This window comes from Agrobacterium sp. rho-8.1 (genome assembly GCF_033957725.1).
Classification (GTDB): Bacteria; Pseudomonadota; Alphaproteobacteria; order Rhizobiales; family Rhizobiaceae; genus Agrobacterium.
Genome location: NZ_CP192788.1, coordinates 1,285,581 through 1,310,127, shown reverse-complemented (window position 1 = coordinate 1,310,127; position 24,547 = coordinate 1,285,581). Strand labels below are relative to the sequence as shown.

At 56.9% G+C, this 24,547-nt stretch carries 24 protein-coding genes; 9 read left to right on the top strand and 15 right to left on the bottom strand.

Features of this window, described 5'->3' with window-relative positions:
* The 3 genes from clpS to cckA form a co-directional block, all read right to left on the bottom strand.
* Complete coding sequence (clpS, locus tag RMR21_RS06620) at positions 1 to 354, bottom strand: ATP-dependent Clp protease adapter ClpS (protein ID WP_498669874.1); 354 nt, start codon at positions 352 to 354, stop codon at positions 1 to 3.
* Positions 355 to 541: 187 nt separating this feature from the next.
* Positions 542 to 1,180 carry a helix-turn-helix transcriptional regulator gene (locus RMR21_RS06615; RefSeq protein WP_498669871.1) on the bottom strand — a complete coding sequence of 213 codons (639 nt, stop codon included), beginning with the start codon at positions 1,178 to 1,180 and terminating at the stop codon, positions 542 to 544.
* Between the two features lie 176 nt (positions 1,181 to 1,356).
* Entirely contained in the window at positions 1,357 to 3,954 is a 2,598-nt protein-coding gene (gene cckA, locus RMR21_RS06610) for a cell cycle histidine kinase CckA (RefSeq protein WP_498669870.1), read from the bottom strand.
* A gap of 356 nt (positions 3,955 to 4,310) precedes the next feature.
* Between cckA and RMR21_RS06605 the strand changes: the two genes are divergently transcribed.
* From RMR21_RS06605 to RMR21_RS06595, 3 genes are all read left to right on the top strand, one after another.
* Positions 4,311 to 5,537 carry a flagellar biosynthetic protein FliO gene (locus tag RMR21_RS06605; RefSeq protein ID WP_498669869.1) on the top strand — a complete coding sequence of 409 codons (1,227 nt, stop codon included), beginning with the start codon at positions 4,311 to 4,313 and terminating at the stop codon, positions 5,535 to 5,537.
* Positions 5,538 to 5,691: 154 nt separating this feature from the next.
* Complete coding sequence (locus RMR21_RS06600; protein ID WP_498669868.1) at positions 5,692 to 6,630, top strand: DMT family transporter; 939 nt, start codon at positions 5,692 to 5,694, stop codon at positions 6,628 to 6,630.
* Positions 6,631 to 6,714: 84 nt separating this feature from the next.
* Positions 6,715 to 7,842, top strand: a complete 1,128-nt coding sequence (locus RMR21_RS06595) for an S-(hydroxymethyl)glutathione dehydrogenase/class III alcohol dehydrogenase (protein WP_498669867.1) — start codon at positions 6,715 to 6,717, stop codon at positions 7,840 to 7,842.
* Between the two features lie 179 nt (positions 7,843 to 8,021).
* Here the strand turns inward: RMR21_RS06595 and RMR21_RS06590 are convergent, their stop codons facing one another.
* The 6 genes from RMR21_RS06590 to coaD all read right to left on the bottom strand — a co-directional run bounded on the left by RMR21_RS06590 (position 8,022) and on the right by coaD (position 13,115).
* Positions 8,022 to 9,170, bottom strand: a complete 1,149-nt coding sequence (locus RMR21_RS06590; protein WP_498669866.1) for an aminodeoxychorismate synthase component I — start codon at positions 9,168 to 9,170, stop codon at positions 8,022 to 8,024.
* 22 nt (positions 9,171 to 9,192) lie between these two features.
* Positions 9,193 to 10,323: a tRNA guanosine(34) transglycosylase Tgt gene (gene tgt / locus RMR21_RS06585; RefSeq protein WP_498669864.1), complete on the bottom strand. Its 1,131-nt coding sequence runs from the start codon at positions 10,321 to 10,323 to the stop codon at positions 9,193 to 9,195.
* Positions 10,323 to 11,405: a tRNA preQ1(34) S-adenosylmethionine ribosyltransferase-isomerase QueA gene (queA, locus tag RMR21_RS06580; RefSeq protein WP_498669863.1), complete on the bottom strand. Its 1,083-nt coding sequence runs from the start codon at positions 11,403 to 11,405 to the stop codon at positions 10,323 to 10,325. Before queA ends, tgt begins: the two co-directional genes overlap by 1 nt.
* 72 nt (positions 11,406 to 11,477) lie before the next feature.
* On the bottom strand, positions 11,478 to 11,987 hold the full coding sequence (locus tag RMR21_RS06575; protein ID WP_498669862.1) for a peptidylprolyl isomerase: 510 nt from the start codon (positions 11,985 to 11,987) through the stop codon (positions 11,478 to 11,480).
* A 35-nt stretch (positions 11,988 to 12,022) separates the two neighbouring features.
* Positions 12,023 to 12,592, bottom strand: coding sequence for a peptidylprolyl isomerase (locus tag RMR21_RS06570; RefSeq protein ID WP_498669861.1), 570 nt, complete (start codon positions 12,590 to 12,592; stop codon positions 12,023 to 12,025).
* Positions 12,593 to 12,596: 4 nt separating this feature from the next.
* On the bottom strand, positions 12,597 to 13,115 hold the full coding sequence (gene coaD, locus RMR21_RS06565) for a pantetheine-phosphate adenylyltransferase (RefSeq protein WP_498669860.1): 519 nt from the start codon (positions 13,113 to 13,115) through the stop codon (positions 12,597 to 12,599).
* A 409-nt stretch (positions 13,116 to 13,524) separates the two neighbouring features.
* Here coaD and RMR21_RS06560 point away from each other — a divergent pair, with 409 nt between their 5' ends.
* The gene (locus RMR21_RS06560) at positions 13,525 to 13,704 is read left to right on the top strand and encodes a hypothetical protein (protein WP_498669859.1); all 180 of its coding nucleotides are present in this window, start codon (positions 13,525 to 13,527) and stop codon (positions 13,702 to 13,704) included.
* Positions 13,705 to 13,758: 54 nt separating this feature from the next.
* Here RMR21_RS06560 and RMR21_RS06555 read toward each other — a convergent pair whose 3' ends face one another.
* The gene (locus RMR21_RS06555; RefSeq protein ID WP_498669858.1) at positions 13,759 to 13,992 is read right to left on the bottom strand and encodes a hypothetical protein; all 234 of its coding nucleotides are present in this window, start codon (positions 13,990 to 13,992) and stop codon (positions 13,759 to 13,761) included.
* Between the two features lie 181 nt (positions 13,993 to 14,173).
* Here RMR21_RS06555 and RMR21_RS06550 point away from each other — a divergent pair, with 181 nt between their 5' ends.
* From RMR21_RS06550 to RMR21_RS06530, 5 genes are all read left to right on the top strand, one after another.
* Positions 14,174 to 16,066, top strand: a complete 1,893-nt coding sequence (locus tag RMR21_RS06550) for a peptidylprolyl isomerase (RefSeq protein WP_498669857.1) — start codon at positions 14,174 to 14,176, stop codon at positions 16,064 to 16,066.
* 23 nt (positions 16,067 to 16,089) lie between these two features.
* Entirely contained in the window at positions 16,090 to 17,115 is a 1,026-nt protein-coding gene (gene trpD / locus RMR21_RS06545) for an anthranilate phosphoribosyltransferase (RefSeq protein WP_498669856.1), read from the top strand.
* On the top strand, positions 17,112 to 17,924 hold the full coding sequence (trpC, locus tag RMR21_RS06540; RefSeq protein ID WP_498669855.1) for an indole-3-glycerol phosphate synthase TrpC: 813 nt from the start codon (positions 17,112 to 17,114) through the stop codon (positions 17,922 to 17,924). Before trpD ends, trpC begins: the two co-directional genes overlap by 4 nt.
* Positions 17,921 to 18,403 carry a cyclic pyranopterin monophosphate synthase MoaC gene (gene moaC, locus RMR21_RS06535; protein ID WP_498669854.1) on the top strand — a complete coding sequence of 161 codons (483 nt, stop codon included), beginning with the start codon at positions 17,921 to 17,923 and terminating at the stop codon, positions 18,401 to 18,403. Before trpC ends, moaC begins: the two co-directional genes overlap by 4 nt.
* A gap of 67 nt (positions 18,404 to 18,470) precedes the next feature.
* Positions 18,471 to 19,685, top strand: coding sequence for a molybdopterin molybdotransferase MoeA (locus RMR21_RS06530; protein ID WP_498669853.1), 1,215 nt, complete (start codon positions 18,471 to 18,473; stop codon positions 19,683 to 19,685).
* A gap of 45 nt (positions 19,686 to 19,730) precedes the next feature.
* On the opposite strand, the gene RMR21_RS06525 is transcribed toward RMR21_RS06530, so the two are convergent.
* The 5 genes from RMR21_RS06525 to tpiA form a co-directional block, all read right to left on the bottom strand.
* The gene (locus tag RMR21_RS06525) at positions 19,731 to 20,444 is read right to left on the bottom strand and encodes a DNA helicase (protein ID WP_498669852.1); all 714 of its coding nucleotides are present in this window, start codon (positions 20,442 to 20,444) and stop codon (positions 19,731 to 19,733) included.
* Between the two features lie 241 nt (positions 20,445 to 20,685).
* Positions 20,686 to 21,195 (bottom strand): hypothetical protein, encoded by a 510-nt coding sequence (locus RMR21_RS06520; protein ID WP_498669851.1) that lies wholly within the window; start codon positions 21,193 to 21,195, stop codon positions 20,686 to 20,688.
* 114 nt (positions 21,196 to 21,309) lie between these two features.
* A complete protein-coding gene (gene pyrG, locus RMR21_RS06515) occupies positions 21,310 to 22,938 on the bottom strand; it encodes a CTP synthase (protein WP_498669850.1) in 1,629 nt (542 codons plus the stop codon).
* 156 nt (positions 22,939 to 23,094) lie between these two features.
* Positions 23,095 to 23,547, bottom strand: coding sequence for a preprotein translocase subunit SecG (secG, locus tag RMR21_RS06510; protein WP_174152850.1), 453 nt, complete (start codon positions 23,545 to 23,547; stop codon positions 23,095 to 23,097).
* Positions 23,548 to 23,650: 103 nt separating this feature from the next.
* Positions 23,651 to 24,421, bottom strand: a complete 771-nt coding sequence (gene tpiA / locus RMR21_RS06505; RefSeq protein WP_498669849.1) for a triose-phosphate isomerase — start codon at positions 24,419 to 24,421, stop codon at positions 23,651 to 23,653.
* Positions 24,422 to 24,547 lie beyond the last annotated feature (126 nt).

The window sequence follows — 24,547 nt, the reverse complement described above, 5'->3', positions numbered from 1 at the left end:
TCATTTCTTTTCCATGACACACTGCAGCGGATGCTGGTGCTGTCGGGCGAAATCCATGACCTGGCTTACTTTCGTCTCTGCGACTTCGTATGTAAATACCCCGCACTCGCCGACACCATGCTGGTGTACTCGCAACGTGATGCGGGTCGCACTCTCCCTGTCCATCTGGAAAAAACGCTCCAGAACGTGAATAACGAACTCCATGGGAGTATAGTCGTCGTTCAACAAAAGAACACGGTAAAGATTGGGTTTTTTTGTCTTTGGTTTGGTGCGAGTGATCACCGAGGTTCCGCGGTTTGCACCGCCTTCGTCCCCGTCATTGTCACCCTGCATGTAGATCGACGTCGCGATCATCTCACATCATTCTCCAGATCGTCATCGCGTTACCGTTTCGGTCACGCGAGCCTGTATTTCGCTTCACCATATCTAGGTCTTCTCTCTCCGATTTTAAGCCCCTAGATGCACAGCGCAATCATTAATCCGTTCACGCATTACAAACGGAGTGAAGAATTGCTTCCGTCGATCACGGCAAGCTGCAACCTTACAGAATCGTTCGTCGTCTCAGCGTGACGGCAACTGCATGCTCGATGCTTTCCACCTCCATCTTACGGCAAATAGCCTTAGCCAGGTAGTTGATCGTGCGGCTTGTGAGCGCCATTGTCGCGGCGATGGTCTCGAAACCATGACCTTCCAAGGCCAATGACATCACCTGCTTTTCCAAGCCGGACAAGGGCTGTCTTTCCTGCGCCTGATTTCCGGTAATCGTCGTCAGGCGAGCATGAGCGTGGATCATCAGAACGTTTAGTTTCTCAGTCTCATCGAGGTTGAGATGAGGCCTGTCACCGGCAAATCCAATCAGGCGCGGGGCTCCGGAAATTCCAAGAGCGGGAAACATCGCACCTCGTACCAGGCAACCCGCTCGAAACGAGGCTGCCGCCTCGGGCGTGATGCAATTGCCTGTTTCCATCTCCGACAGGTCCCAACGCTCAGGGCCCAGACTGCCAGGAGACTGGATGAAGATCGACGCATAATGGGCAATGCATTCATCCGCCTTGTGAAACAGGGAGGCTGCAATATTGGAGGGAAACAGAAACGAGATCGGCTCTTTTTCCAGCAAACGCGAGGTATCAAGAACGTAATAGCAAAGGAAATCGAACAGCTGCTGGACATCGGCAAGCACGAAGCCGACCTCCTCCACTGTCGTGGTTTTTTGTAGCCTGATGAGCAGGTGTTGGTAGATTGTCTCGCCTCTTGGTCTAGAGAGAATGGCCGACCATTTTATCGCGGTTCGGCACAGCCGTCAGCCCAGTGAAGCCGACCTGCTGCGCTCAAGAATATGAGTGCGTGAACGGACTGTCAATTTTCACTGTCCAGCATTTCGCGGACAGCGACCGCCAGTTGCTTCAGAGAGAATGGTTTTGGCAGAAAACCAAACTTCGCATCGGCCGGGAGGTTCTTCGCGAAAGCATCCTCCGCGTAACCGGACACAAAAATGAACTTCATGTCTGGATAGGTCTTGCGAAGCTCACGCAGCAGCGACGGGCCGTCCATTTCAGGCATGACGACGTCTGAAACGACGATATCGACCTTGCCCTCCAATTCCTCCAGCACCTCAAGCGCTTCCGTGCCGGAACCCGCCTCATGCACCGTATAGCCTCGCGTTTCGAGCATGCGTTTGCCGCCACGGCGTACCGCCTCTTCGTCTTCCACCAGAAGAACGACTGCGGATTTGCCGGTAAGGTCGAGCGGCTCGTCTTTTGCAGCGGCATCCTTGGCCGCAGCGGCTGCGACAGCCTCCCGCAGCGCTTCACCCTCAAGCGGCGCAACCACTTCGACAATATGACGCGGCAGGAAGATGCGGAATGCGGTTCCCTTGCCCACTTCCGAATCCGGATAGATGTACCCACCCGACTGCTTGACGATACCGTAGACCATCGACAGGCCAAGGCCCGTGCCCTTGCCCACTTCCTTCGTGGTGAAGAAAGGCTCGAAAATCTTGTCCATGATCTCGGGCGGAATGCCAGTGCCCGTATCCGCGACCTCGATCATCACAAGGTCTTCCGTGGGAAGGTCCGCGCGCCCGAGAGCAACGACATCGTCTGCCGTCATGTTGCGGGTGATGATCTTGATTTTTCCGCCTTGCGGCATGGCATCGCGCGCGTTCACGCACAGATTAATCAGCACCTGCTCGAACTGCGACAGATCGGTTTTGACAGGCCACAGGTCCCGGCCGTAATCAACATCGAGCTTGACGTTGGTGCCGGATATCAAACGATCGACCAGCATGCGCAGGTCACCGATGACATCCGTCAGATTCAACACGGCAGGGCGCATGGTCTGCTTGCGCGAAAAAGCCAGCAATTGCCGCACGAGGACGGCGGCGCGGTTGGCGTTGCGTTTGATTTCCATCAGATCCGCAAAGCTGGCATCGGCAGGACGGGCCTGAAGCAGCAGGTGGTCCGACGACAGCAGAATGGCGGTCAGAACGTTATTGAAGTCATGCGCGATGCCACCTGCCAAAGTGCCGACCGCATTCATCTTCTGCGTCTGCGCCATTTGTGTTTCGAGTGCCTTCTGCTCCGTCACCTCAATGGCATAGACGATCGCAACCTCTTCCGGGGCCTCGTCATCCTGATCCAGAACAGCATGGACGTAGAAACGGAAATGACGTGCCTCGTCGGTCGGGTGGCGCGAGTCAAACGGCGCTATATCACCCTGGCGATCCTTCGCGGCGTCGATCGCCTCCAGCAGCTTCGGTTTGTCGTTGTCGAGCAGGACAGCATCGAGAACAACACCGTTATCGATATCATCGCGGCCGACGACACCTGAAAACAGCTTCAGGAACGGCGCATTGGTGCGCAGAATTCGACGGTCACCATCCAGGGACGCAATCGCCATCGGTGTGTTGTTGAAGAAACGCGTGAAGCGCATGGCGGACGCCGACTCGGCGTTTTCCTTGCCCTTGGATCGCATCAGTACGATGGTCCGGCTTTCGCCCGGTACACCATCACGCGCGGCAGTCACCTCATGGACCAGACGCGCTGGCATGCTCTGCCCATTGACCCGGCGCATATCCAGATCGAGCATTTCCGTGCGCTTGGCTCCAGCCTGCGGCTGGACGGATTCGATCAGCGCCATCCCTTCGCCCGCCACGATATCTGACACCGTCAGCGACCCTGGCGAAAATTGCGCCAGATCAATGCCGAGCCATTGCGACAGCGTGGCGTTGAGGTAGACGATCTCGCCCTTTTTACCAGCGGAAAAGAAACCCGCGGGCGCGTGGTCGAGGTAGTCGATAGCGTTTTGAAGTTCGCGGAAAAATCGCTCCTGATCTTCACGCTCCGTGGTAATATCCGCGATCTGAAAAACGTGAAGATCTTTTCCACTCGTGTCCTTCAAAAGGCGTGCCTTCAGGCGATACCAGTGTGGGCCGGACTGAGATGGAGCCGCGCTCAAGGGCTTCAGCAGGCGAAATTCTTCGTAGCCGTCTGCGCCGTCACGCAGACCGTTGATGAGACGATAGAGGGCTTCGGTCGATTCTCGGTCCCGCGACAGGAGCGTTTCGAGACTTTGAATATCTGTTGCCTTGGTCGCGCCGGTCATTTGGCAGTAGGTCGCATTGGCATAGACCAGCCGCCCCTTAGGGTCTGTGATCAACGTGCCATCCGGGTTGGATGACAGAAATCGCCGCGCCATTCCGTCGGACTGGGATTGCGGCATGACCTCGATAAACCCGATGGCCGAAGACACAAGGAAGAAGATACCCAGCATCGCAAGGATACCGAGAATGCCCAGCACGACCTCGTTTTCCAGCGAATTCTTGAAATAGACAAAACCGACAGCAGCAGCGACAAGAACGAGAGCGAGAAGCAATATTCGCAAGAGGGTACCGGACCTGGCCCGTCTGTCCACCAAAGGAAAGTCATTGTCGCTGGCTTGGCTCACCTTGGTCATCGAGGCTCTAACCCTTGCAGTTTATCCGACCCCTACGCATTCGAAGACAAAACCTCGAACGGAATCGCTTTTGTCTGTCTCTTGTAGCAATTTGCGGAAATATCAAAAAGCTCCGTGTCGCCATAAACCTTTGCCAATACACAAAGAATACGGCTGATTCCGTGCGATATCGCACCCTGCGTGGCACCTTTGCCACGTGTGCAACGTTGTTACCGCCATGCCGCTTGGAATTTTAGCGGTCTTAGAAGGATAAAAACTTGTACTCGGCGCAAAAAAATCGTCTTTTCGCGTCAAACTTCTTGAAAAAACCAGATGCGGCAATCATTTGCCCGGCAAAAGACTGAGGGACTGGCTCGATGATGGACGAATTGATCGGCACGTATGGCAACAATCTGATCGTTGCAGTCGTGGGTGTCGGCGTGGCACTTCTGGCTCTGGCGATCATCCTGTGGCTTATTCGCAGACGCGGCGGTTCTTCGCCCTTCATTCGCGGTGGCAAAAATCGTCAGCCGCGCCTGCAGGTCCTGGATGCCACAGCGATCGATACGCGACGTCGCCTCGTGCTCGTCCGTCGCGACAATGTCGAGCATCTGGTGATGATTGGAGGTCCCACCGATATCGTTATCGAAAGCGGCATTGGTGCCATTCCTTTCATGAAAGATGTTCGCGAACCACAGAACGAAATGCTGGAATCGCCGCCACGGGAAAAGGCTATTGCGCCTGAGCGGACGCGACAACTAGGGCCGATACGCGAGCAGGAGGCGCGCGCGTCTTCGCCGGATATGCCCGTTTCTTCTGCGCCACAGCCTGTCGAAAGGCCAGCAGCCGCTACAGCCCCTTCGGCTCGACCATCCGCGCCCACAACCCAGCCTGCCCCAACTGTGGCAGCAAGACCGATACCTGCAGCCGCACCACGGCAAGCCGCATCCGTTGCGCCTCTTGCCGCCGTATCAGCACCGGCGCCGCCCGCACCGCGTCCTGTTGTTCCACCGGTGCCATCGCCTGCAGCTGACGTCGCGCCAGCGCCAAAGGCAGTTGCCAGAGAGCCCGTGGTCGCACCCTTCACGCCAGCGGTGGTGCCTGCTGTCACTGCGGCGTCCCTGGCCGTCGAACCCGTCGACAGACCCAATCCATTGGCAACGTCCGTTCAGGAGCGTCGGGTCGCACCGCCTGTCATTCCTGCGCCAGCGGTCAAGGCGGAGCCAGCTGTTCAGACACCCCTTATCGACCAGAACAATGCTGTCGATTTTCTCGACGCTGCTCGTGAACGGGTTCTGCCGACCTATCGTACCGAAACCCCCGTCACCGCCTCTGCAAGTCAGGCAAAGCCAGTGCCGCTTGCGCCGGATGAAAACGGTGCCGTCTTTGGTGACCAGTTGACCAGTGATTTCGAGAGCTTCCTGCAGGCAGAGATCGCAAAGAACAACGCGGCCGAGACACCTGACGTCAGCCTGGATCCAAAAACTGAACCGGCTTTTTCGGAGCGCGTGCAACCTGTGAACACAGACACTCCCGCGGATGAAAATGTCCAGAAGGAAATGGCCCGGATATTCGGTGAAATGTCCGTGACACGCGACAAGTGATCACAAGCGTCATCTGTCGCTTTCGATGGCGCTGAGTGCCGAAGCAAACCCGTCGAAATCTTCGACGGGTTTCGTTTTGCGGTCACCCGCTCCTCAGATTGCAACACCAGACAGAGTCTGATCAATCTCAATTTCCTCTACAAATGGTGTTCGTATGGCCTCTCCTGTTCCAAGTCCGAGTGCCCTGAAAGGCATGTTGATCATGGCGGTTTGCATGATCGTGCTGCCGGTCATGGATGCGATTGCGAAATACATGGCGATCAGCGAAGGCATGTCACCGGCTCAGGTGACGTTCTACCGGTTCTTCTTTCAACTGGTGTGCACCCTGCCCCTGTTGCTGCTCATGTCTCCGAAAGCCCTGCTCTCTGCCAAACGTCCATGGCTCAATCTGCTGCGTGGCGTCTTGCATGCCGCAGCCAGCCTGACGTTCTTCGCGGCGGTCAAATACATGCCACTGGCAGATGTGTTTGCCATCTATTTCGTCGAGCCGTTTCTGCTGACCATGATGTCGGCATTGTTTCTGGGCGAAAAAGTCGGCTGGATGCGCTGGAGCGCGATTGCCGTCGGCTTCATAGGCGCGATGATCGTGATACAGCCGAGCTTCGAAATCTTTGGCTGGACCGCGCTCCTGCCCGTGGCCTGCGCTTTTCTGTTTACTCTCTATCTTTTCCTCAACCGGGCGATGGGTGATGCGGACAGCCCGCTGGTCATGCAGACCATGGCAGGCATTGCTGGCACCGTGTTCATGGCAATCGCTCTGTTGATCGGGTTCTTGATGGGCGACGAAAACTTCCAGATGTCGTTGCCCGGCTGGGGTCATGGTCTGGTGCTCCTGATGTTGCTGGGTTCGATATCGGGATATATGCATCTCCTCGTGGTGAAGGCGTTCCGCCTGGCACCAATTTCGCTGCTGGCTCCCTTTCAATATTTCGAAATCATTTCCGCGACCGTTCTGGGCTACATTCTGTTTTCGGATTTTCCCACGGCGTCGAAATGGATCGGTATTCTCATCATCGTCGCGTCTGGCCTCTTCATCATCTGGCGGGAGCGCCGCAGCGCCCAACGGACCTCGATCGGCGTTGCGGAAGTTTGACGAATATAACCCGTTGCCCTTGTTCCCTTCGCCAAGGTCGGGCAAAAGTCTTTGCAAATTCGAGACGCACTTAAGGAGACGAAAATGGACGTTCGCGCCGCAGTCGCTGTTCAGGCAGGCAAGCCATTGGAAATCATGACGGTTCAGCTTGAAGGGCCGCGTTTCGGCGAGGTGCTGATCGAGGTCAAAGCAACGGGCATTTGCCATACGGATGATTTTACCCTGTCAGGTGCTGACCCCGAAGGACTGTTCCCAGCCATCCTCGGTCATGAGGGCGCTGGCATTGTCGTAGACGTCGGTCCGGGTGTGACGTCGCTGAAAAAGGGTGACCACGTCATTCCACTTTACACGCCGGAATGCCGTGAGTGTTATTCCTGCCTCAGCCGCAAAACCAACCTCTGCACTTCCATCCGCGCTACGCAGGGACAGGGTCTCATGCCCGACGGCACCTCGCGCTTTTCCATCGGCAAAGACAAGATCTTTCATTACATGGGCTGCTCGACCTTCGCCAATTTCACGGTGCTGCCAGAAATTGCCCTGGCCAAGGTCAATCCCGACGCGCCGTTCGACAAGATCTGCTACATCGGCTGCGGCGTGACGACAGGCATCGGCGCTGTCATCAATACGGCCAAGGTCGAAATCGGTTCGACGGCGATCGTCTTCGGTCTTGGAGGCATTGGTCTCAACGTACTGCAGGGTCTGCGCCTTGCCGGTGCCGATATGATTATCGGTGTCGACATTAACAACGACCGTAAGGCGTGGGGCGAAAAATTCGGAATGACACACTTCGTCAATCCGAAGGAAGTCGGTGACGACATCGTGCCTTATCTCGTCAACATGACCAAGCGCAACGGCGATACGATTGGCGGTGCGGATTACACCTTCGATTGCACCGGCAACACCAAAGTCATGCGCCAGGCACTGGAAAGCTCTCATCGCGGCTGGGGTAAATCTGTGGTTATCGGCGTCGCCGGTGCTGGTCAGGAAATCTCTACGCGCCCGTTCCAACTGGTCACGGGCCGCAACTGGATGGGCACCGCTTTCGGCGGCGCACGCGGTCGAACGGATGTTCCAAAGATCGTCGATTGGTACATGGAAGGCAAAATCCAGATCGACCCGATGATCACCCACACCATGCCGCTGGAAGACATCAACCACGGCTTTGAGATGATGCATTCTGGCGAGAGCATCCGCGGCGTGGTTGTTTATTGATTGATTGATCAATCAACGCTGTCCTTCGGCGGAAGCGCCGGAGGACAGCGATTGTGCGAAAAGGTCATCCCACGTTGACCGCCAAGGCGTGAGAGCAAAACAGCCTCAACGTCAACCTCGGGCTTGTCACGAGGATGAAGTAATCTGTGTGGTGCGCCTTAGCGATTGCCAAAACGAACCTATCCCAGCCGCTTCTCACCCGTCACAAACTTCGCCTTCAACAGGCACTCGTCATATTCCGCATCTGCCGTCGAATCGAACACGATGCCGCCACCGACATTGAAGGTGGCCTTGCCGTTCCCAAACAGGGTAATCGTTCGGATCGCCACGGAAAAACGCATGTCACCGTTGGGTGAGATCATCCCAATGGCTCCGCAATAGACGTTGCGTTGACCAATCTCCAGATCATGCAGAATCTCCATCGCCCGCATCTTGGGCGCACCTGTTATCGAGCCGCAGGGAAAGAGCGCAGATAAAATATCCTCGATGACGAGACCGGGCAAAAGCTTGGCCCGCACGTGACTGACCATCTGATGCACCGTGGGATATGTCTCGATCTCGAAGAGCTTCGGAACGTCGAGCGTGCCGACTTCCGTGATTCTGGAAATATCATTGCGCAAGAGATCAACGATCATACGGTTTTCGGCGAGCGTTTTTTCATCGTTGCGCATGTTTGAAATCAACACGGCATCTTGCGCTGGTGAGCCGCCGCGCCTGACCGTTCCCTTCATGGGATGCGTTTCGATCCAGCCATCCTTGACCGAGAAAAACAGTTCCGGGGAGCGAGACAGGATGACAGGGCCACCAAGACTGACGAGCGCACCGTATCTCACGGGTTGCCGTTCGATCAGCGACCAGAAAGCCGTTAGCGGATCGCCATGCCAGCGCGCATCGATCGGCATGGTGAGATTGGCCTGATAGCAATCGCCTTTCCGCAAATGCTCGTGTAGTTTTGAAAAATGAACGCGATAGTCCTCCCGTGTCCATCCCGGTCTGACATCGCTCAGGAAATCATCGGCGTCAACGAGTTCACCCGGGGCATATCTCTCGGCGTCACCAGACGGTGATGTGAAAACCCCGAAACACAGCAACGGCACATCGCGGTGTTTGCCAGCCAGTGGGGCCAGCTTTTTCTCAAACAGATATCCCGCCTCGTAAGACATGTAACCGGCGAGATATTTTCCCTCTAACCGCGCCGCCTGCATTCGTGCAAGAGCGGGAAAAAACTCATCTGTCTCATGCGCAACGATCATCTCTACCGGGTCGGTGAACATCGTCACCGAACCCGTCGTATCATCGCGAAAAAGCACATAAGGCGCGGTCAGCAAATCCGTTCGATCCCTCTAGATATCAGAGGCGATCGATATCGCCTTTCTCCCACATTTCAATGGTCTCGGCATAGAAATCTGCAAAGCGGCCTTCCTCGATGGATTTGCGGATGCCCTGCATCAGTTCCTGATAATAGGCCAGATTGTGCCATGACAGGAGCATGCCGCCCAGCGCCTCGTTGGACCGTGCCAGATGATGCAGGTAGGCGCGGGAGTAATCGCGCGATGCCGGGCAATTTGACTGGTCGTCCAGCGGCCGCATATCTTCAGCGTGGCGGGCATTGCGGATGTTGACGCGGCCACGTCGTGTGAAGGCCAGACCATGGCGGCCGGACCGTGTCGGCATGACGCAGTCGAACATATCGATACCACGTGCCACGGATTTCAAGATATCGTCCGGTGTGCCCACGCCCATCAGGTAGCGCGGCTTCTCGGTAGGTAGAGCAGGCAATGTAATGTCGAGCATGCTCAGCATCACGTCCTGTGGTTCACCGACGGCAAGACCACCCACGGCATAGCCTTTGAGATCGAGCTGCTTCAAGCCTTCGGCTGAGCGAATGCGCAAATCCGGCTGATCGCCGCCCTGCACGATACCGAACATCGCCTTGCCCTTCTGCTCGCCAAAGGCGACGCGGCAGCGCTCTGCCCAGCGCAGCGACATTTCCATGGCGCGCTCGATTTCCTTGCGCTCGGCAGGCAGCGCGATGCATTCGTCCAACTGCATCTGGATGTCCGAATCCAGCATGCCCTGAATTTCAATGGAGCGTTCGGGCGACATGTGGTGCAGCGATCCATCCACGTGGCTTTTGAAGGTCACGCCCTTTTCATCCAGCTTGCGCAGGCCGGAGAGAGACATGACCTGGAAACCGCCGCTATCGGTCAGGATCGGGTGCGGCCAGCGGATCAGCTCATGCAGACCGCCGAGGCGTTGAACCCGCTCCGGGCCGGGGCGCAGCATCAGGTGATAGGTGTTGCCCAAAATGACATCGGCGCCGAGTTCCCGCACCTGATCCAGATACATGGCCTTGACGGTGCCGACCGTGCCCACCGGCATAAAGGCTGGCGTGCGGATGGCACCGCGTGGCATCGCCACTTCGCCGAGGCGCGCGCCGCCATCAGTTTTTTTGAGGGTGAAGGTAAAGTTCTCTTGCATCAGTTTTTCCGGAAAAGAAGGCTCGAATCGCCATAGGAATAGAAACGGTAACCGGTCGCAATCGCATGGGCGTAAGCCTCACGCATCGTGTCCAGTCCGCAGAATGCCGACACCAGCATGAACAGCGTGGATTTCGGCAAGTGAAAATTGGTCATCAGAATATCGACAGCCTTGAAGCGATATCCCGGCGTGATGAAGATGCCGGTTGGGCCTGACCAGGGCATGATCTGACCATCGTCAGCAGCTGCACTCTCGATCAGCCGCAGCGACGTGGTGCCAACGCAGACGATGCGCCCGCCCCTCGCCTTGACGGCGTTCAGTCTGGCAGCGGTTTCTTCGGTGACATGGCCAATTTCGAGGTGCATCTTGTGCTCCTCCGTATTGTCAGCCTTGACGGGAAGAAACGTGCCGGCGCCCACATGCAACGTCACAAAGTGTCGCTCGATACCCGCTGCATCCAGTGCATCGAAGAGAGCGGGCGTGAAGTGCAGGCCTGCAGTGGGTGCCGCGACGGCACCTTTTTCGCGGGCATAGATGGTCTGGTAATCCGTCTGGTCCTGCGCGTCTTCAGGACGCTTGGCAGCGATGTAAGGTGGCAAGGGGATGTGACCGACGGAGGCGATGGCCTCATCGAGCACAGGGCCGGAGACGTCGAACAGCAGGGTAATCTCGCCCTCATCACCCTTTTCTTCGACGGTCGCTTCCAGAAAGGCGAGGCCACAGGCATTGTCGCGCTCGTAGCCGAAACGGATGCGGTCACCCTGCTTGATGCGCTTGCCGGGGCGCGCAAAGGCCTTCCAGCGGCTGGCATCGGCACGCATATGCAGCGTGGCGGAAACGGCAGTTTCCGGTGCGCCCTCGCGAAGACGCACGCCTTCAAGCTGGGCTGGAATGACGCGTGTGTCGTTGAAAACAAGCGCGTCGCCGGGTTTCAGGAAGCTGGGTAGATCGAAAACCTGATGATCGGTCATGCGGCCTGCATTCGGATCGACCACAAGCAGGCGCGCACTGTCGCGCGGAGTGGCCGGGCGAAGCGCGATATTGTCGTCAGGAAGATCGAAGTCGAACAGGTCTACACGCATGATGATGCTCTTGAATATCAAAACCCGCCCCGCAGGTACCTGCGAGGCGGGCTGGATGTCTATATCCTACGCTCAGGCTGCAGAAGCAAGGCGAATGGAGATGATGGAATCGGGGTCTTTCACGGGTTCGCCGCGCTTGACCTTGTCGATGGCTTCCATGCCTTCGATCACCTGGCCCCAGACCGTGTACTGCTTGTTCAGCCATGGGCTGTCGGTAAAGCAGATGAAGAACTGCGAGTTGGCGGAGTTCGGGCTCTGCGAACGCGCCATGGAGCAGGTGCCACGGACGTGCGAAATGGCAGAGAATTCGGCCTGCAGGTCAGGCTTTTCAGAACCACCCATGCCAGCGCGGCTTGGGTTGAAGCTTTCCGAACCCTTCTTGCCGAACTTCACGTCGCCTGTCTGCGCCATGAAATCGGAAATGACGCGGTGGAATACGACGCCGTCATAAGCCTGCTCGGAAACCAGTTCCTTGATGCGCGCAACGTGGCCAGGGGCCACTTCCGGCATAAGCTGGATGACGACCTTGCCGGTCGTCGTTTCCATGATGAGGGTGTTTTCCGGATCTTTGATCTCGGCCATGGTGTCTCTCCTTCTACGTGGGCATCCGCCCGGTTTTATTTCTTGCCGACGGTAACCTTGACCATGCGGTCGGGATCGGAAACTTCGCCGTTGCCGCCCTGACCCTTCTTGATCTTGTCGACGAATTCCATGCCGGACACGACCTTGCCGACGACGGTATATTGTCCGTTCAGGAAAGACCCCTGATCGAACATGATGAAGAACTGCGAGTTTGCGGAGTTGGGGCTCTGAGAACGGGCCATGCCAACGGTGCCGCGCTCGAATGGTGTTTTCGAGAATTCAGCTGGAAGGTCCGGCAGATCGGAACCACCGGTGCCTGCGCGCTGGGCATTGAACGACTTGCTCATATTGCCGTATTGCACGTCGCCGGTCTGTGCCATGAAGCCGGGAATGACGCGGTGAAACGCGACATTGTCATAGGCGCCTTTCTCAGCCAGCGCCTTGATCTGCGCCACATGCTTTGGTGCGGCCTCCGGCATGAGCTGGATGACGACAGGGCCGTCTTTCAGCTGAATGGTCAGGAACTCGGCAGCAGAAGCGATGGTGCTGGCGGCGATGGCGCTGACGAACAGTGCGCCTGCGAAGGCAAATCGAAGCAGTTTCATTGGATTAGGCTCCAGAATTATCACTGAGACGGGGGCTCAGCTTGCTGTTGAGGGCTTGCAACACGGCTTTCGGCACAAAAGCCTCCACATTACCGCCCATTGCTGCGATCTGACGAACCAATGTGGCAGTAATGGGCCGCGACGCCGTTCCGGCAGGTAGAAAGACGGTCTGGATATCAGGTGCCATCTGCCTGTTCATGCCCGCCATCTGCATTTCATAATCCAGATCGGTGCCGTCCCGCAGCCCGCGAACGAGGAGCGTGGCGCCATGCTCGCGCGCAGCATCCACCACCAGGTTGGCGAAGGACACGACAAGCAGGCGCTCCATGGCGTTCGGCAGAGCGTCAGCCAGAGACAGACGAATGAGGTCTGCCCTCTCTTCGAAACTGAACATCGGCGCCTTGCCGGGATGAATACCGATGGCAACGATCACCTGCGACGCAACATGGAGCGACTGGATCAACACGTCCAGATGTCCGTTGGTCATCGGATCGAACGATCCGGGGTAAAAGGCAATCGTCATATCGCTCCCGATACTGAACGTTGGTTGTGCCGCCTTTTGTCATGGAAGGCAGGTCTTCGCAAGTCCGAAGGGCGTGCTCGAAAGTCGAAAGCGGCGGGTGAACATCACATGAATACCCTGTTCAGCGCGGCTTCAAGGCACATCGTTATAAAGGTCTCATCGAATGGCAAACGGGCAAGTCGCTCAATCGGAGATGAAAATGCTGGTGTTCATGATGGTCCTGACAATCGCGACATCCTTCGTCGTTGAATATGTCTTCATGGATTGACGTGAACTGCCGATTTTCTGAACACCAGATGAACGAAGCATTCAACAACGCTTCACAGGCGAAATGCTAATCGATTTTTAACAATAACGCGGAACTGGATCAGAGATCACGCGTTCAGATCGCAGTTAAAGGAACGAACACATGTTTACAAAAGTAAATCAGTCTACTTCTTCCAAAATCGGCGTGATCAGCACGGCATGGACAATGTTGGTTATCGCGATGGTAGCAACGACGTTCAGCCTTTACGGTCAGAAGCCGCAGGACAACGGTCCTGAATTCCCACAGCTTACGTCCCGCTCCCAGTATACAAACTACTACTGATACGGCGGGGTGGGTCAGCCACCAACTCTGGAGTTGAATGCCATGGTTACTGTACTAACCTTGCTGGCGGCCCTCATCAGTATCATGTTCGTCGCATCCTTTATTTCCGTGGTAACGGAATCTCGGAAAGAAGACGAGGATTTCAGGATCCTTTTGGAACGTTCCAAGTCTTTCTAAGGTCCAGAAGACAGCTAAATCTGCAAATGCCGATCCGATACCAAAGCCGCCCAGCATAGAGGCGGCTTTTTTGCGGCCACCGATCCGTGACGGATCGCTCGCCTTTCCCAATCTTCATCACGCCTGTCACGCACAGGTTGCCCCGAGAGCGCCATTGGGGGCAATATGTCACGTCATCGTTTGGCAATGCGTGCTTTTCAGCGGAATTGAGCCTTCAATTTCAAAGCGGATTGATTTAAGGAAGCCGCACAGACCCGGCGTAACGGGCGAATATTGTGAGGTTTGCATAACGATGCTCGATTCTCTGAGAAGCGCTTCTCGTACCTTGGCGGCAAAAATTCTTCTTTTGCTCCTCGTTCTGTCCTTCGGGGTGTGGGGCATTTCCGCATCTCTGGTTACGAGCAACTCACATTCCGTGATGACGGTCGGCGATCAGACCGTATCCCCCAATGAGTACCGTTTCGCCTACCAGCGCCAGATGGCCGATGTCGGTCGCCAGTTCGGGACACGGTTGACGACAGAGCAAGCCAAGGCGTTCGGCCTCGACCGTCAGGTCTTCAGTCAGCTCGCCGCCGGTGCCGCTCTCGACGAACTGGCATCGAAGATGAATCTCGGTCTCTCAGAAGACCGTTTGGCGACACTGATCTCGGAAGACCCGTCCTTCAAGTCCCCGACTGGCCAGTTCGACCGTAACCTGTTCAGCCAGCGTCTACGCGGTGCTGGGTTCAATGAAGACGATTACGTCAAGGAGCGCAGCAAGGTTGCCGTGCGTGGTCAGATCGTGGATGCCGTGTCCGATGGCTTCAAGCCACCGCAGGTCCTCGTCGATGCGCTGAAGCAGTACCGCGACGAACAGCGCTCCATCGACTACATTCTCCTGTCCAACGCCAATATCGATCCGGTCAAAGCGCCTGCTGACGATGTGTTGGCCGCATGGTTTGAAAAGAACAAGGACAAGTATCGTGCGCCGGAATATCGCAAGTTCAGCTACGTCAAGCTGGAGCCTTCCGATATCGCCGATCAGGGTGCGATTACAGACCAGCAGATTTCCGATTATTATGAAAGCAACAAAGACAACTTCCGCACGGCAGGACGTCGCACCATCGAACAACTGACGTTCTCCGACAAGGAAATGGCCGAAGCCGCCGCTGCCCAAATCCGCGCCGGTACCACGACTTACGATCAAGTCGTCAAGGACCAGGGCAAACAGCCTGCCGATGTGACACTTGGCGAATTCACCAAGGACACGGTTCCAGACCAGTCCGTCGCAGAAGCAGCCTTCGCCATCCAGAAGGATGGTGGCGTCTCGCCTGTTGTCGATGGCTCCTTTGGCCCGGTCATCCTGCGCGTAACCGGCATCAAGAACGAAAGCATGAAGACACTGGACGAGGCGAAGGAAGAGATTCGCACGAACCTCGCCACAACCAAGGCGGCCGAAGAAATGAACGCCGTGCACGACCGTTACGAAGATTTGCGTGGCGGTGGCTCGGCTCTGGCTGATGCCGCAACGCAGCTGAACCTGAAGACTGTCACCGTGAACGCTGTCGACGCCAATGGCGAAGATGATAAGGGCAACCCCGTCGAAGGCTTACCGACATCTGAACTCGTCGCCGAGGTCTTCAAGGCCGAACAGGGCGTCGATGCGCCTGCCGTCAACATCGGTCGCGAAGGCTATGTCTGGTTCGACCTTCAGCAGATCATCGCACCTCGCGACAGAGCGCTGAACGAGGTCAAGGAACAGGTCGTTGCCGACTGGACAGCCGAGCAGCAACGCACGGCGCTTGCCGCCAAGGCAGACGAGTTGAAGGCACGCGCCGAAAAAGGCGAAACGCTTGCGACCATTGCTGGCGAGATGGGTCTTGCCGTGGAAACCAAGATGGGTCTTCGCCGCACCAGCGAAGATGCTCTTCTCGGTCAGCAGGCCGTTGCAGCCGTCTTTGCCGGACCAAATGGCCTCGTCGGCACAGCGCCCGATACGGATGGTTCCAGCCGTGTCCTGTTCAAGGTCACGGATCTCAACACCACCACGCCATCTGACGCACTCGATAACAACGACCAGCAGATCACAGCCATGGCAACCGCCGCGGGCGACGATATGCTCGACCAGATGGTCAGCCGTCTTCAGAGCGATTACGGTGTGACCATCAACCAGGCTGCAGCCGATCAGGCCCTGACCGCCTACTGAGTCGCAATTGGGGACATGAAGACATGGCCGACTTGAAGCCGCTGATTGCCAAGGTTGCCAACGGTGAAAGCCTGAGCCGGGAGCAGTCCCGGCAGGCCTTCGACATTCTGATGTCCGGCGAAGCCACACCATCGCAGATCGGTGCGTTCCTCATGGCCTTGCGGGTTCGGGGCGAAACGGTGGACGAAATCTCCGGTGCCGTCTCGTCCATGCGCTCCCGCATGATACCCGTCACCGCACCTGCCGATGCCATGGATATCGTCGGTACGGGTGGAGATGGCTTGGGGACCTACAATATCTCCACCCTCGCCTCGATCATCGTCGCCGGAACTGGCGTACCGGTTGCCAAGCATGGCAACCGGGCCTTGAGCTCCAAGTCCGGCACGGCGGATGCGCTGTCCGTGCTGGGTGTCAAGCTCGATATCGAGCCGGAGCTGATCAGCCGCTGCGTCCACGAGGCCGGTCTTGGTTTCATGTTCGCACAGCGTCACCATTCCTCGATGCGCCATGTCAACCCGAGCCGGGTCGAACTCGGAACACGCACGATCTTCAACCTGCTTGGCCCTCTCTCCAATCCGGCAGGCGCCAAAAAGCAGTTGCTTGGCGTCTTTGCCCCGCATTGGCTGGTGCCTCTGGCGGAAGTACTGCGCGACCTCGGTTCGGAAAGCGTCTGGGTCGTGCATGGTGACGGTCTGGACGAAATCACGACCACCGGCACCACCCATGTGGCGGCGCTGGAGAATGGCAAGATACGCACTTTCGAGCTGACACCGAAAGATTTTGGCGTCGATTCTGCCCGCATCGATGATCTCAAGGGTGGTGATGGCGTTGCCAATGCAGCCGCATTGCGTGAGGTTCTCGGTGGCGCCCAAAACCCTTACCGCGATGTCTCGCTGTGCAATGCAGCCGCCTCCCTCGTGGTGGCAGGCAAGGCCGAAACGCTGGCTGATGGGATGAAGATTGCAAGTGCTGCGCTGGATGACGGCAGAGCAACAGCGGCACTCGACAGGTTGATTGCGGTTTCGAACGAAGAGCAGGCAAAGCCATGAGCGACATTCTGAAAAAAATAGAAGCCTACAAGCGGGACGAAATCGCCGCTGCGAAGGCGGCTGTATCCCTTGCAGACCTCAAGGCGATGGCCGCTGACCAGACCGCACCGCGCGGTTTCCACAATGCGCTGAAGCGCAAGCAGACTGATGGCACCTTCGGCCTCATCGCCGAGATCAAGAAGGCCAGCCCCTCCAAAGGTCTCATCCGTCCCGATTTCGATCCGCCTGCCCTGGCAAAAGCCTACGAGGCCGGCGGTGCCGCCTGCCTTTCGGTACTGACGGATACGCCGAGCTTTCAGGGCGCGCCGGAATTTCTCACATCTGCCCGCAATGCCTGCACCCTGCCAGCGCTGCGCAAGGATTTCATGTTCGAAACCTATCAGGTCCATGAAGCGCGCGCCTGGGGTGCCGACTGCATTCTCATCATCATGGCATCGCTTTCCGACGACGAAGCCAAGCGGCTGGAAGACGAAGCCTTCTTGCTTGGCATGGATGTTCTCGTCGAAGTCCACGACGAGGAAGAGACCGAACGCGCACTGAAACTCACCTCACCGCTGCTTGGCGTCAACAATCGCAATCTGCGCACCTTCGAGGTCAGCCTCGATGTCAGCGAACGTCTGGCAGCAATGGTGCCGGCGGATAAATTGCTGGTGGGCGAAAGCGGCATCTTCACCTATGAGGATTGCACGCGCCTGAAAGCTTCGGGTATCACCACCTTCCTCGTCGGGGAAAGCCTGATGCGCAAGCAGGACGTAACCGCCGCCACCCATATTTTGCTCAACGGCGAAAACGCAGCGGCTGCCGAATGAGCAGCGATCCGCGTTTGACCCATATCGGTGCTTCCGGCGAAGCCCATATGGTCGATGTCGGCGACAAAGCCGAGACCACGCGCGTTGCGGTCGCCGAAGGTTTCGTGACAATGAAGCCGGAAACGCTGGCGCTGATTCGCGAAGGCAATGCCAAGAAGGGTGACGTGATCGGAACAGCTCGTCTCGCCGGCATCATGGCCGCCAAGCAGACCGCCAATCTCATACCGCTCTGCCATCCCCTGATGCTGACGAAGGTCGCGGTCGACATTACTGAAGATGACGCCCTGCCCGGCCTTCGCGTACAGGCCACCGTCAAGCTATCCGGCAAGACCGGCGTCGAGATGGAAGCCCTGACCGCGGTGTCCATCGCCTGCCTGACCATCTACGATATGGCAAAGGCTGCTGATAAGGGCATGGAAATCGGCTCGATCCGCCTGCTGGAAAAGACCGGCGGGAAATCCGGTCACTTCAAGGCTTGAGGCCGAACCGAGTTCACGTCATTCCGCGATCATCGTCGCATTGCCATCAAAAGGAAGAGGAAACCTCATGAAGCCTCTCTTGCCCGTTGCGGAAGCGCAGGCGCGGTTGCTGGCTGCGGCAAATCCCGTCACATCGGTCGAGACCGTGCGGCTGGAGGATGCAGACCAGCGTGTGCTGGCGCAGGACCTACACGCCCGCCTCACCCAGCCACCCTTCCACGCCTCCGCCATGGATGGTTACGCGTTGCGCGCAGCCGACGCTTATCAGATCGGCTCGATCCTCAAAGTCATTGGCGAATCTGCTGCGGGCCATGCGTTCGAAGGTCATGTTGATGAAGGCGAGGCTGTGCGCATCTTCACCGGCGCGCCTCTGCCTGACGGTGCGGACGCCGTTCTCATCCAGGAAGATGCGGAACTGCTGGAAGCCGGCAAAATCCGCACGACATTCGCAGTCAATGAAGGGCGACACGTTCGCCCGCGCGGACAGGATTTCCAGGAGGGTGACGTGGGTCTCAAGGCCGGAACGGAACTGTCCTTCACCGACATCACGCTCGCCGCCGCCATGAACCACGCGCAGCTTTCCGTTTACCGCAAACCGCTGATCGCCATTCTGGCGACTGGCGACGAACTGATCCCGCCCGGCGATGTGCCCAACCCCGCGCAAATCATCGCCTCCAACACCTTCGGCGTGGCCACACTCGCGCGCAGAGCCGGTGCCGATATCCTCGATCTCGGTATCGTGGCCGATAACGAAGCCCTTATCCGCGCGTCCATCGACAAAGCGATAGCCGCCAAAGCGGATGTCCTCGTCACACTCGGCGGCGCCTCTGTCGGTGATCATGATCTGATGCAAGCGGCACTGAAGGCCCAGGGCATGACGCTCGATTTCTGGCGGATCGCCATGCGTCCGGGCAAACCGTTGATGGTCGGCTCCATCGGCCAGATGCAGGTCCTTGGCCTGCCCGGCAACCCCGTTGCCAGCCTCGTCTGCAGCCTGCTGTTTCTGGAACCCCTCATCCAAAAACTTAGCCATCGCCCGATCACTTCCCGCGAAACCAAAGCCAAGACTGCCACCACGCTCAAAGCCAACGACCAGAGGCAGGACTATCTCCGTGCCCGCATCATCGCCCATGAGAACGGCCAGCCGGTCGTCGAAGCCTTCATCAAGCAGGACTCCTCGATGATGAAGATCATGGCGCAATCGGACTGCCTGATTGTGCGGGCTCCGTTTGCCCAGGAGTTGGAGGCTGGTGGCGAGTGTTTGGTGGTGCGGTTGCGATGAACATACTGCCGCAGTCTACATCCTAGACCACGGCAGTGCAGAACTTTAGGCTACGGCCTTGAACGCCATCTCCTTGCCATGCAAGAAGCATGTTTTGGTAAAAAGCCCCAGATCGATTTGGTTTGGTAGCCGGGTGTCTTCAATGTCCGGAAGCCGTTTTGCATCTGGGTCGAACCCCCGATCGACTTGCGAGATGAATACAAAAATCACACCGGACTTTTTTGCGAAGTCGGAAAGCGCAGAAACCTGCTCAGATAGCGGTGGTTTACTGCGCTGATGGTCGAGTATTTGCAAAAAATCTATGACAACGAGTGTCCCGCTATCCGCCATCGACAGATGTTGGATAATGTAGTCAGCGCAAATCGCATCAGACGTTATGATTTTCAGCGTGTCGTTTATTTCGCTACGGGCCTGATTGATGTCGCGAATGTGCCTCAGCGCCTGTTGCTGGGTAAACTCCAGCGTAAACAGGACGGCTTGTCTTCGGGCTGACATAGCATCGACCAATAGGCGTAAAGCCAGTCTGGTCTTGCCTTGCCCCGGACGCCCCGCGACCAGAAGCAGATCACCTGCATTCAGCCGGGGCAATATGGTGTCCGGCTCCTGATGCGATAAGGATCGAGCCGATAACAGGCTCCAACTCGCAAAGCCTTCCTCACAGGCCACCAAATCCAAAGCTTGATGGAGCGGCACATCCCTATTTCGGGCTAAGAGCTTGGCGCGACGTTTCAATTGAAAAATAGGTGCAGACAATGTCATCGATTGACCTCCTCTACGAGCCGTAAACGCAAGCCCTCCTTATGCGCTGCTCGAACAGGTGGTTCGATGATGTGAAGTCACCCCGTACGGACGGTACTTCCCCGAAAGGAGGGAGGAGGCGCGGGTCAAGCCTTGACTGATGCTAGCGATCGCTGTGATTCGGATCAAGCGTGTATGTGGGGCGTGACGACAACGTCGCGGTTATCATCTACGCAGCTTCGCCAGCGTCTCGCTCGATAAACTACTTCGCTATCTCATTTTCAGTAAACAGTAAGCAGAACCTATTGGCCCCGTCATAGAACAAAGCTGGCGTACAAAAACCATCCGTTTCCTTGCCACACATCGCTACTGCTTTAAGAAAAGAATTGACGTTGGCCGGTTTTTCAAATTTCACCAATGCCACGTGAGCGTGGTTTTCCGAGATAAGAACAGCACTTTCCACTCCTGCCTCAAACCGGTCATACAGTGACTTATTGGCCATAATTTTCGAGTGTTCGTCACCATCACGACGTAAAGCGTATGACAGCATAGTCTCATATTCTGATGACGAGCTTTTTGCCTTTTCTTTCTCTATTCTCATCTGCAGCTCCTCTCGACTGCAGTGGAGCTTCATCGTTTCAGCCGGCAATTGCTCCACGGAAATCATATCCATTTGGGGCGCGGCGTCTGCATAGTTCAAAACGAATGTTGCAATAACCGAAGCCGCAACCACCGAGGATAACACTGCAATGATATTTTTCATTTTAGACATGGCAGATTGTAAAAAACCCAGCTAGTAGCATTAAGTCGACTAAACAACTTATATATGTAAGGTTCAAACAAAAAAAGCCGCATCGCTGCGGCTCTTTCCATTCGACAACTATGTCTAAACCAACCGGCTTCGCTCCACCGCCGCTTCGATAAAGCTCGCAAACAGCGGATGCGGATCCAGCGGGCGGCTCTTGAGTTCGGGGTGGTATTGCACGCCGATAAACCATGGGTGATCGGGGTATTCCACCGTCTCAGGCAGGATACCATCCGGGGACATGCCGGAGAAGACGAGGCCGCATGTTTCGAGGCGGTCCTTGTAATCAACGTTCACTTCATAGCGGTGGCGGTGGCGCTCGGAGATATCCGTCGAGCCATAGATTTCGGCAATCTTGGTGTCTTTCTTGAGCGATGCCTTGTAGGCACCCAAACGCATCGTGCCGCCGAGATCGCCAGCCGCGTTGCGCTTTTCAAGCTCATTGCCCTTCACCCATTCGGTCATCAGGCCAACGACCGGCTCGGGCGTCGTGCCGAATTCGGTGGAAGATGCCGTTTCAATGCCAGCCAGATTGCGGGCCGCTTCCACCACCGCCATCTGCATGCCGAAGCAGATGCCGAAATACGGCACCTGACGCTCACGGGCATATTGGGCAGCACGAATCTTGCCTTCGGAACCACGCTCACCGAAACCGCCGGGAACGAGGATCGCATCGACCTTTTCGAGATAGGGTGCGGGGTCTTCCTTCTCAAAGACTTCCGACTCGATCCATTCCAGCTTGACCTTGACGCGGTTGGCAAAGCCACCGTGATGCAGGGCTTCGATCAGCGACTTATACGCATCCTTCAGGCCGGTATATTTGCCGACAATGGCAATGGTCACTTCACCTTCCGGCGTGTGGATGCGGTTACAAACCTCTTCCCACTGCTCAAGGCGTGGCTTTGGCGCAGGCTCGATGCCAAAGGCGGCCAGAACCTCGTTGTCGAGGCCTTCCTTGTGGTAGGCAATCGGCACGTCATAGATATTGGCCACATCCAGCGCCTGGATGACGGCGGATGGACGCACGTTGCAGAACAGCGAAAGCTTGCGGCGTTCGGCCTCGGGGATTTCCCGGTCGGCACGCACCAGCAGAATATCCGGGTGGATACCCAACGCCTGTAATTCCTTGACGGAATGCTGCGTCGGCTTTGTCTTCAACTCACCAGCTGCAGGAATGTACGGCATCAGCGTCAAATGCACGAAAATGGCCGTGCCGCGTGGCAGGTCGTTCTTGGCCTGACGGATCGCTTCCATGAACGGCATGGCTTCGATGTCGCCCACCGTGCCACCGATTTCGCAGATGACGAAATCATATTCCTCATTGCCTTCGGTCACGAAATTCTTGATTTCATTGGTGACGTGCGGAATGACCTGCACCGTCGCGCCGAGATAATCGCCGCGGCGTTCCTTATCGATGATGTTTTTGTAGATACGACCCGTGGTGATGTTGTCGGTCTTGGTAGCCGAGCGCCCCGTGAAGCGCTCATAGTGACCGAGATCGAGGTCCGTCTCCGCGCCATCATCGGTCACAAACACCTCACCGTGCTGGGTGGGGCTCATGGTGCCGGGATCGACATTGAGATAGGGGTCAAGTTTGCGAAGCCGCACCCGGTAACCACGGGATTGCAACAACGCTCCGAGTGCTGCGGCCGCAATGCCCTTACCAAGTGAGGAGACCACGCCGCCTGTGATGAATACATATCGCGCCATGGGATTTACCGCTTACCTATAAAAGAGTGATTCCGCCAGCCCAAATTTCAGAACGCCCATATTCATCTGTTGATGAAAGGCGAAGCTTGGCCGGAATGTGAACAAAAGAAAACCGGCAGGCTTTTGGCCTGCCGGAGTGATATGCTTGAACCGGTTTTACTGGCCGGTCGGAACTGCGTTGTTGGCAGGGGCCGGTGTCGCAGGTGCCGGTGTGGTCGTCGCAGGTGCAGGCGTCGTGCCTGTCGCAGGAGCCGCAGCACCATTTGTGGACGGAACGCCGTTCTGTGCCGGAGCGGCAGGCGTCGAAGACGAAGGCCCAAGCGTATCCAGAATGCCGTTACCCTGCCCTTGCGTGGCTGGAATGCGATCCAGAATATCTGTCGGGCGCGATTCGTAACGGGTCAGAAGACCAAGGCCGAGAGACGTCAGGAAGAACAGCGCCGCGAGGATCGCCGTGGTGCGCGTGAGCGCGTTGGCCGTACCTCGCGCGGACATGAAGCCCGAGCCACCGCCGATACCAAGGCCACCGCCTTCGGAGCGCTGGATCAGAACCACGCCGACAAGCGCCAGCACGATCATGAGATGAATAACAATCAGTACGTTCTGCATGACAATCCATTCCATGCCCCGTTGGGAGCACAATGAAGAAGTTTGCGGCTCTTTACATGAGGCGAAAGCGTATTCCAAGCCCCTTGCAAGACGAAAGACACCATCAAGCCGTCAATTGCTCATAAGCCGTATAGATGGACAGGAAATCGGTGGCTTTCAAGCTGGCTCCGCCAATCAGGGCACCGTCCACATTCTCGACGCCCATCAGCTCCAGCGCATTGGTGGGCTTGACCGAACCGCCATAGAGAATGCGCATGCCTTTGCCTTCTGCGCCAAAGCGCTTGACCAGTTCGTCACGCATGAAGGCATGTGCATCGCGCACATCCTGCGTGGTCGGCGTCACGCCGGTTCCGATGGCCCAGACAGGCTCATAGGCAATCACGGTGTCTTCCGCTGTCGCTTCGTCCGGCAGGGAACCGGCCAGCTGGCGTTTGAGCACATCCAGCGTCTGGCCAGCCTTGCGCTCATCCGCCGTCTCGCCGATGCAGACGATGGCAACCAGTTTGGCTGCATGGGCAGCCATTGCCTTGGCGCGCACAAGATGGTCGGTCTCGGCATGGTCGGTGCGGCGCTCTGAATGGCCAACGATGACGTGGGTGCCGAAGCAATCGGCTATCATTTCAGCGGAAATGTCACCCGTATGCGCGCCCAACTCATTCTGGTGGCAGTCCTGCGCGCCAATCAGCAGCGGGCTATCGTCGCACAGGGCAGTGGCTACATACAGCAATGTCGAGGGCGGGCAGATCAGCACGTCTACTTTTTCGGAGAGAGATCCTTTGACACCTTCCGCCATCGCCTTGATCTGATCAAGCGATTCGCGTGTACCGTTCATCTTCCAGTTTCCAGCGACGAGCGGGCGAACATCAGGGGTCATATGCGATCATTCCTCTTTAGTTTTGGCGGCGCTCGCGTGAACAGGAGCGCCGAAACGTCCGTGATACCTTCGTCTTAAAACGTACAGACGAGATTTGGTATCAAAAATAACAATTTTCTTGCAAAA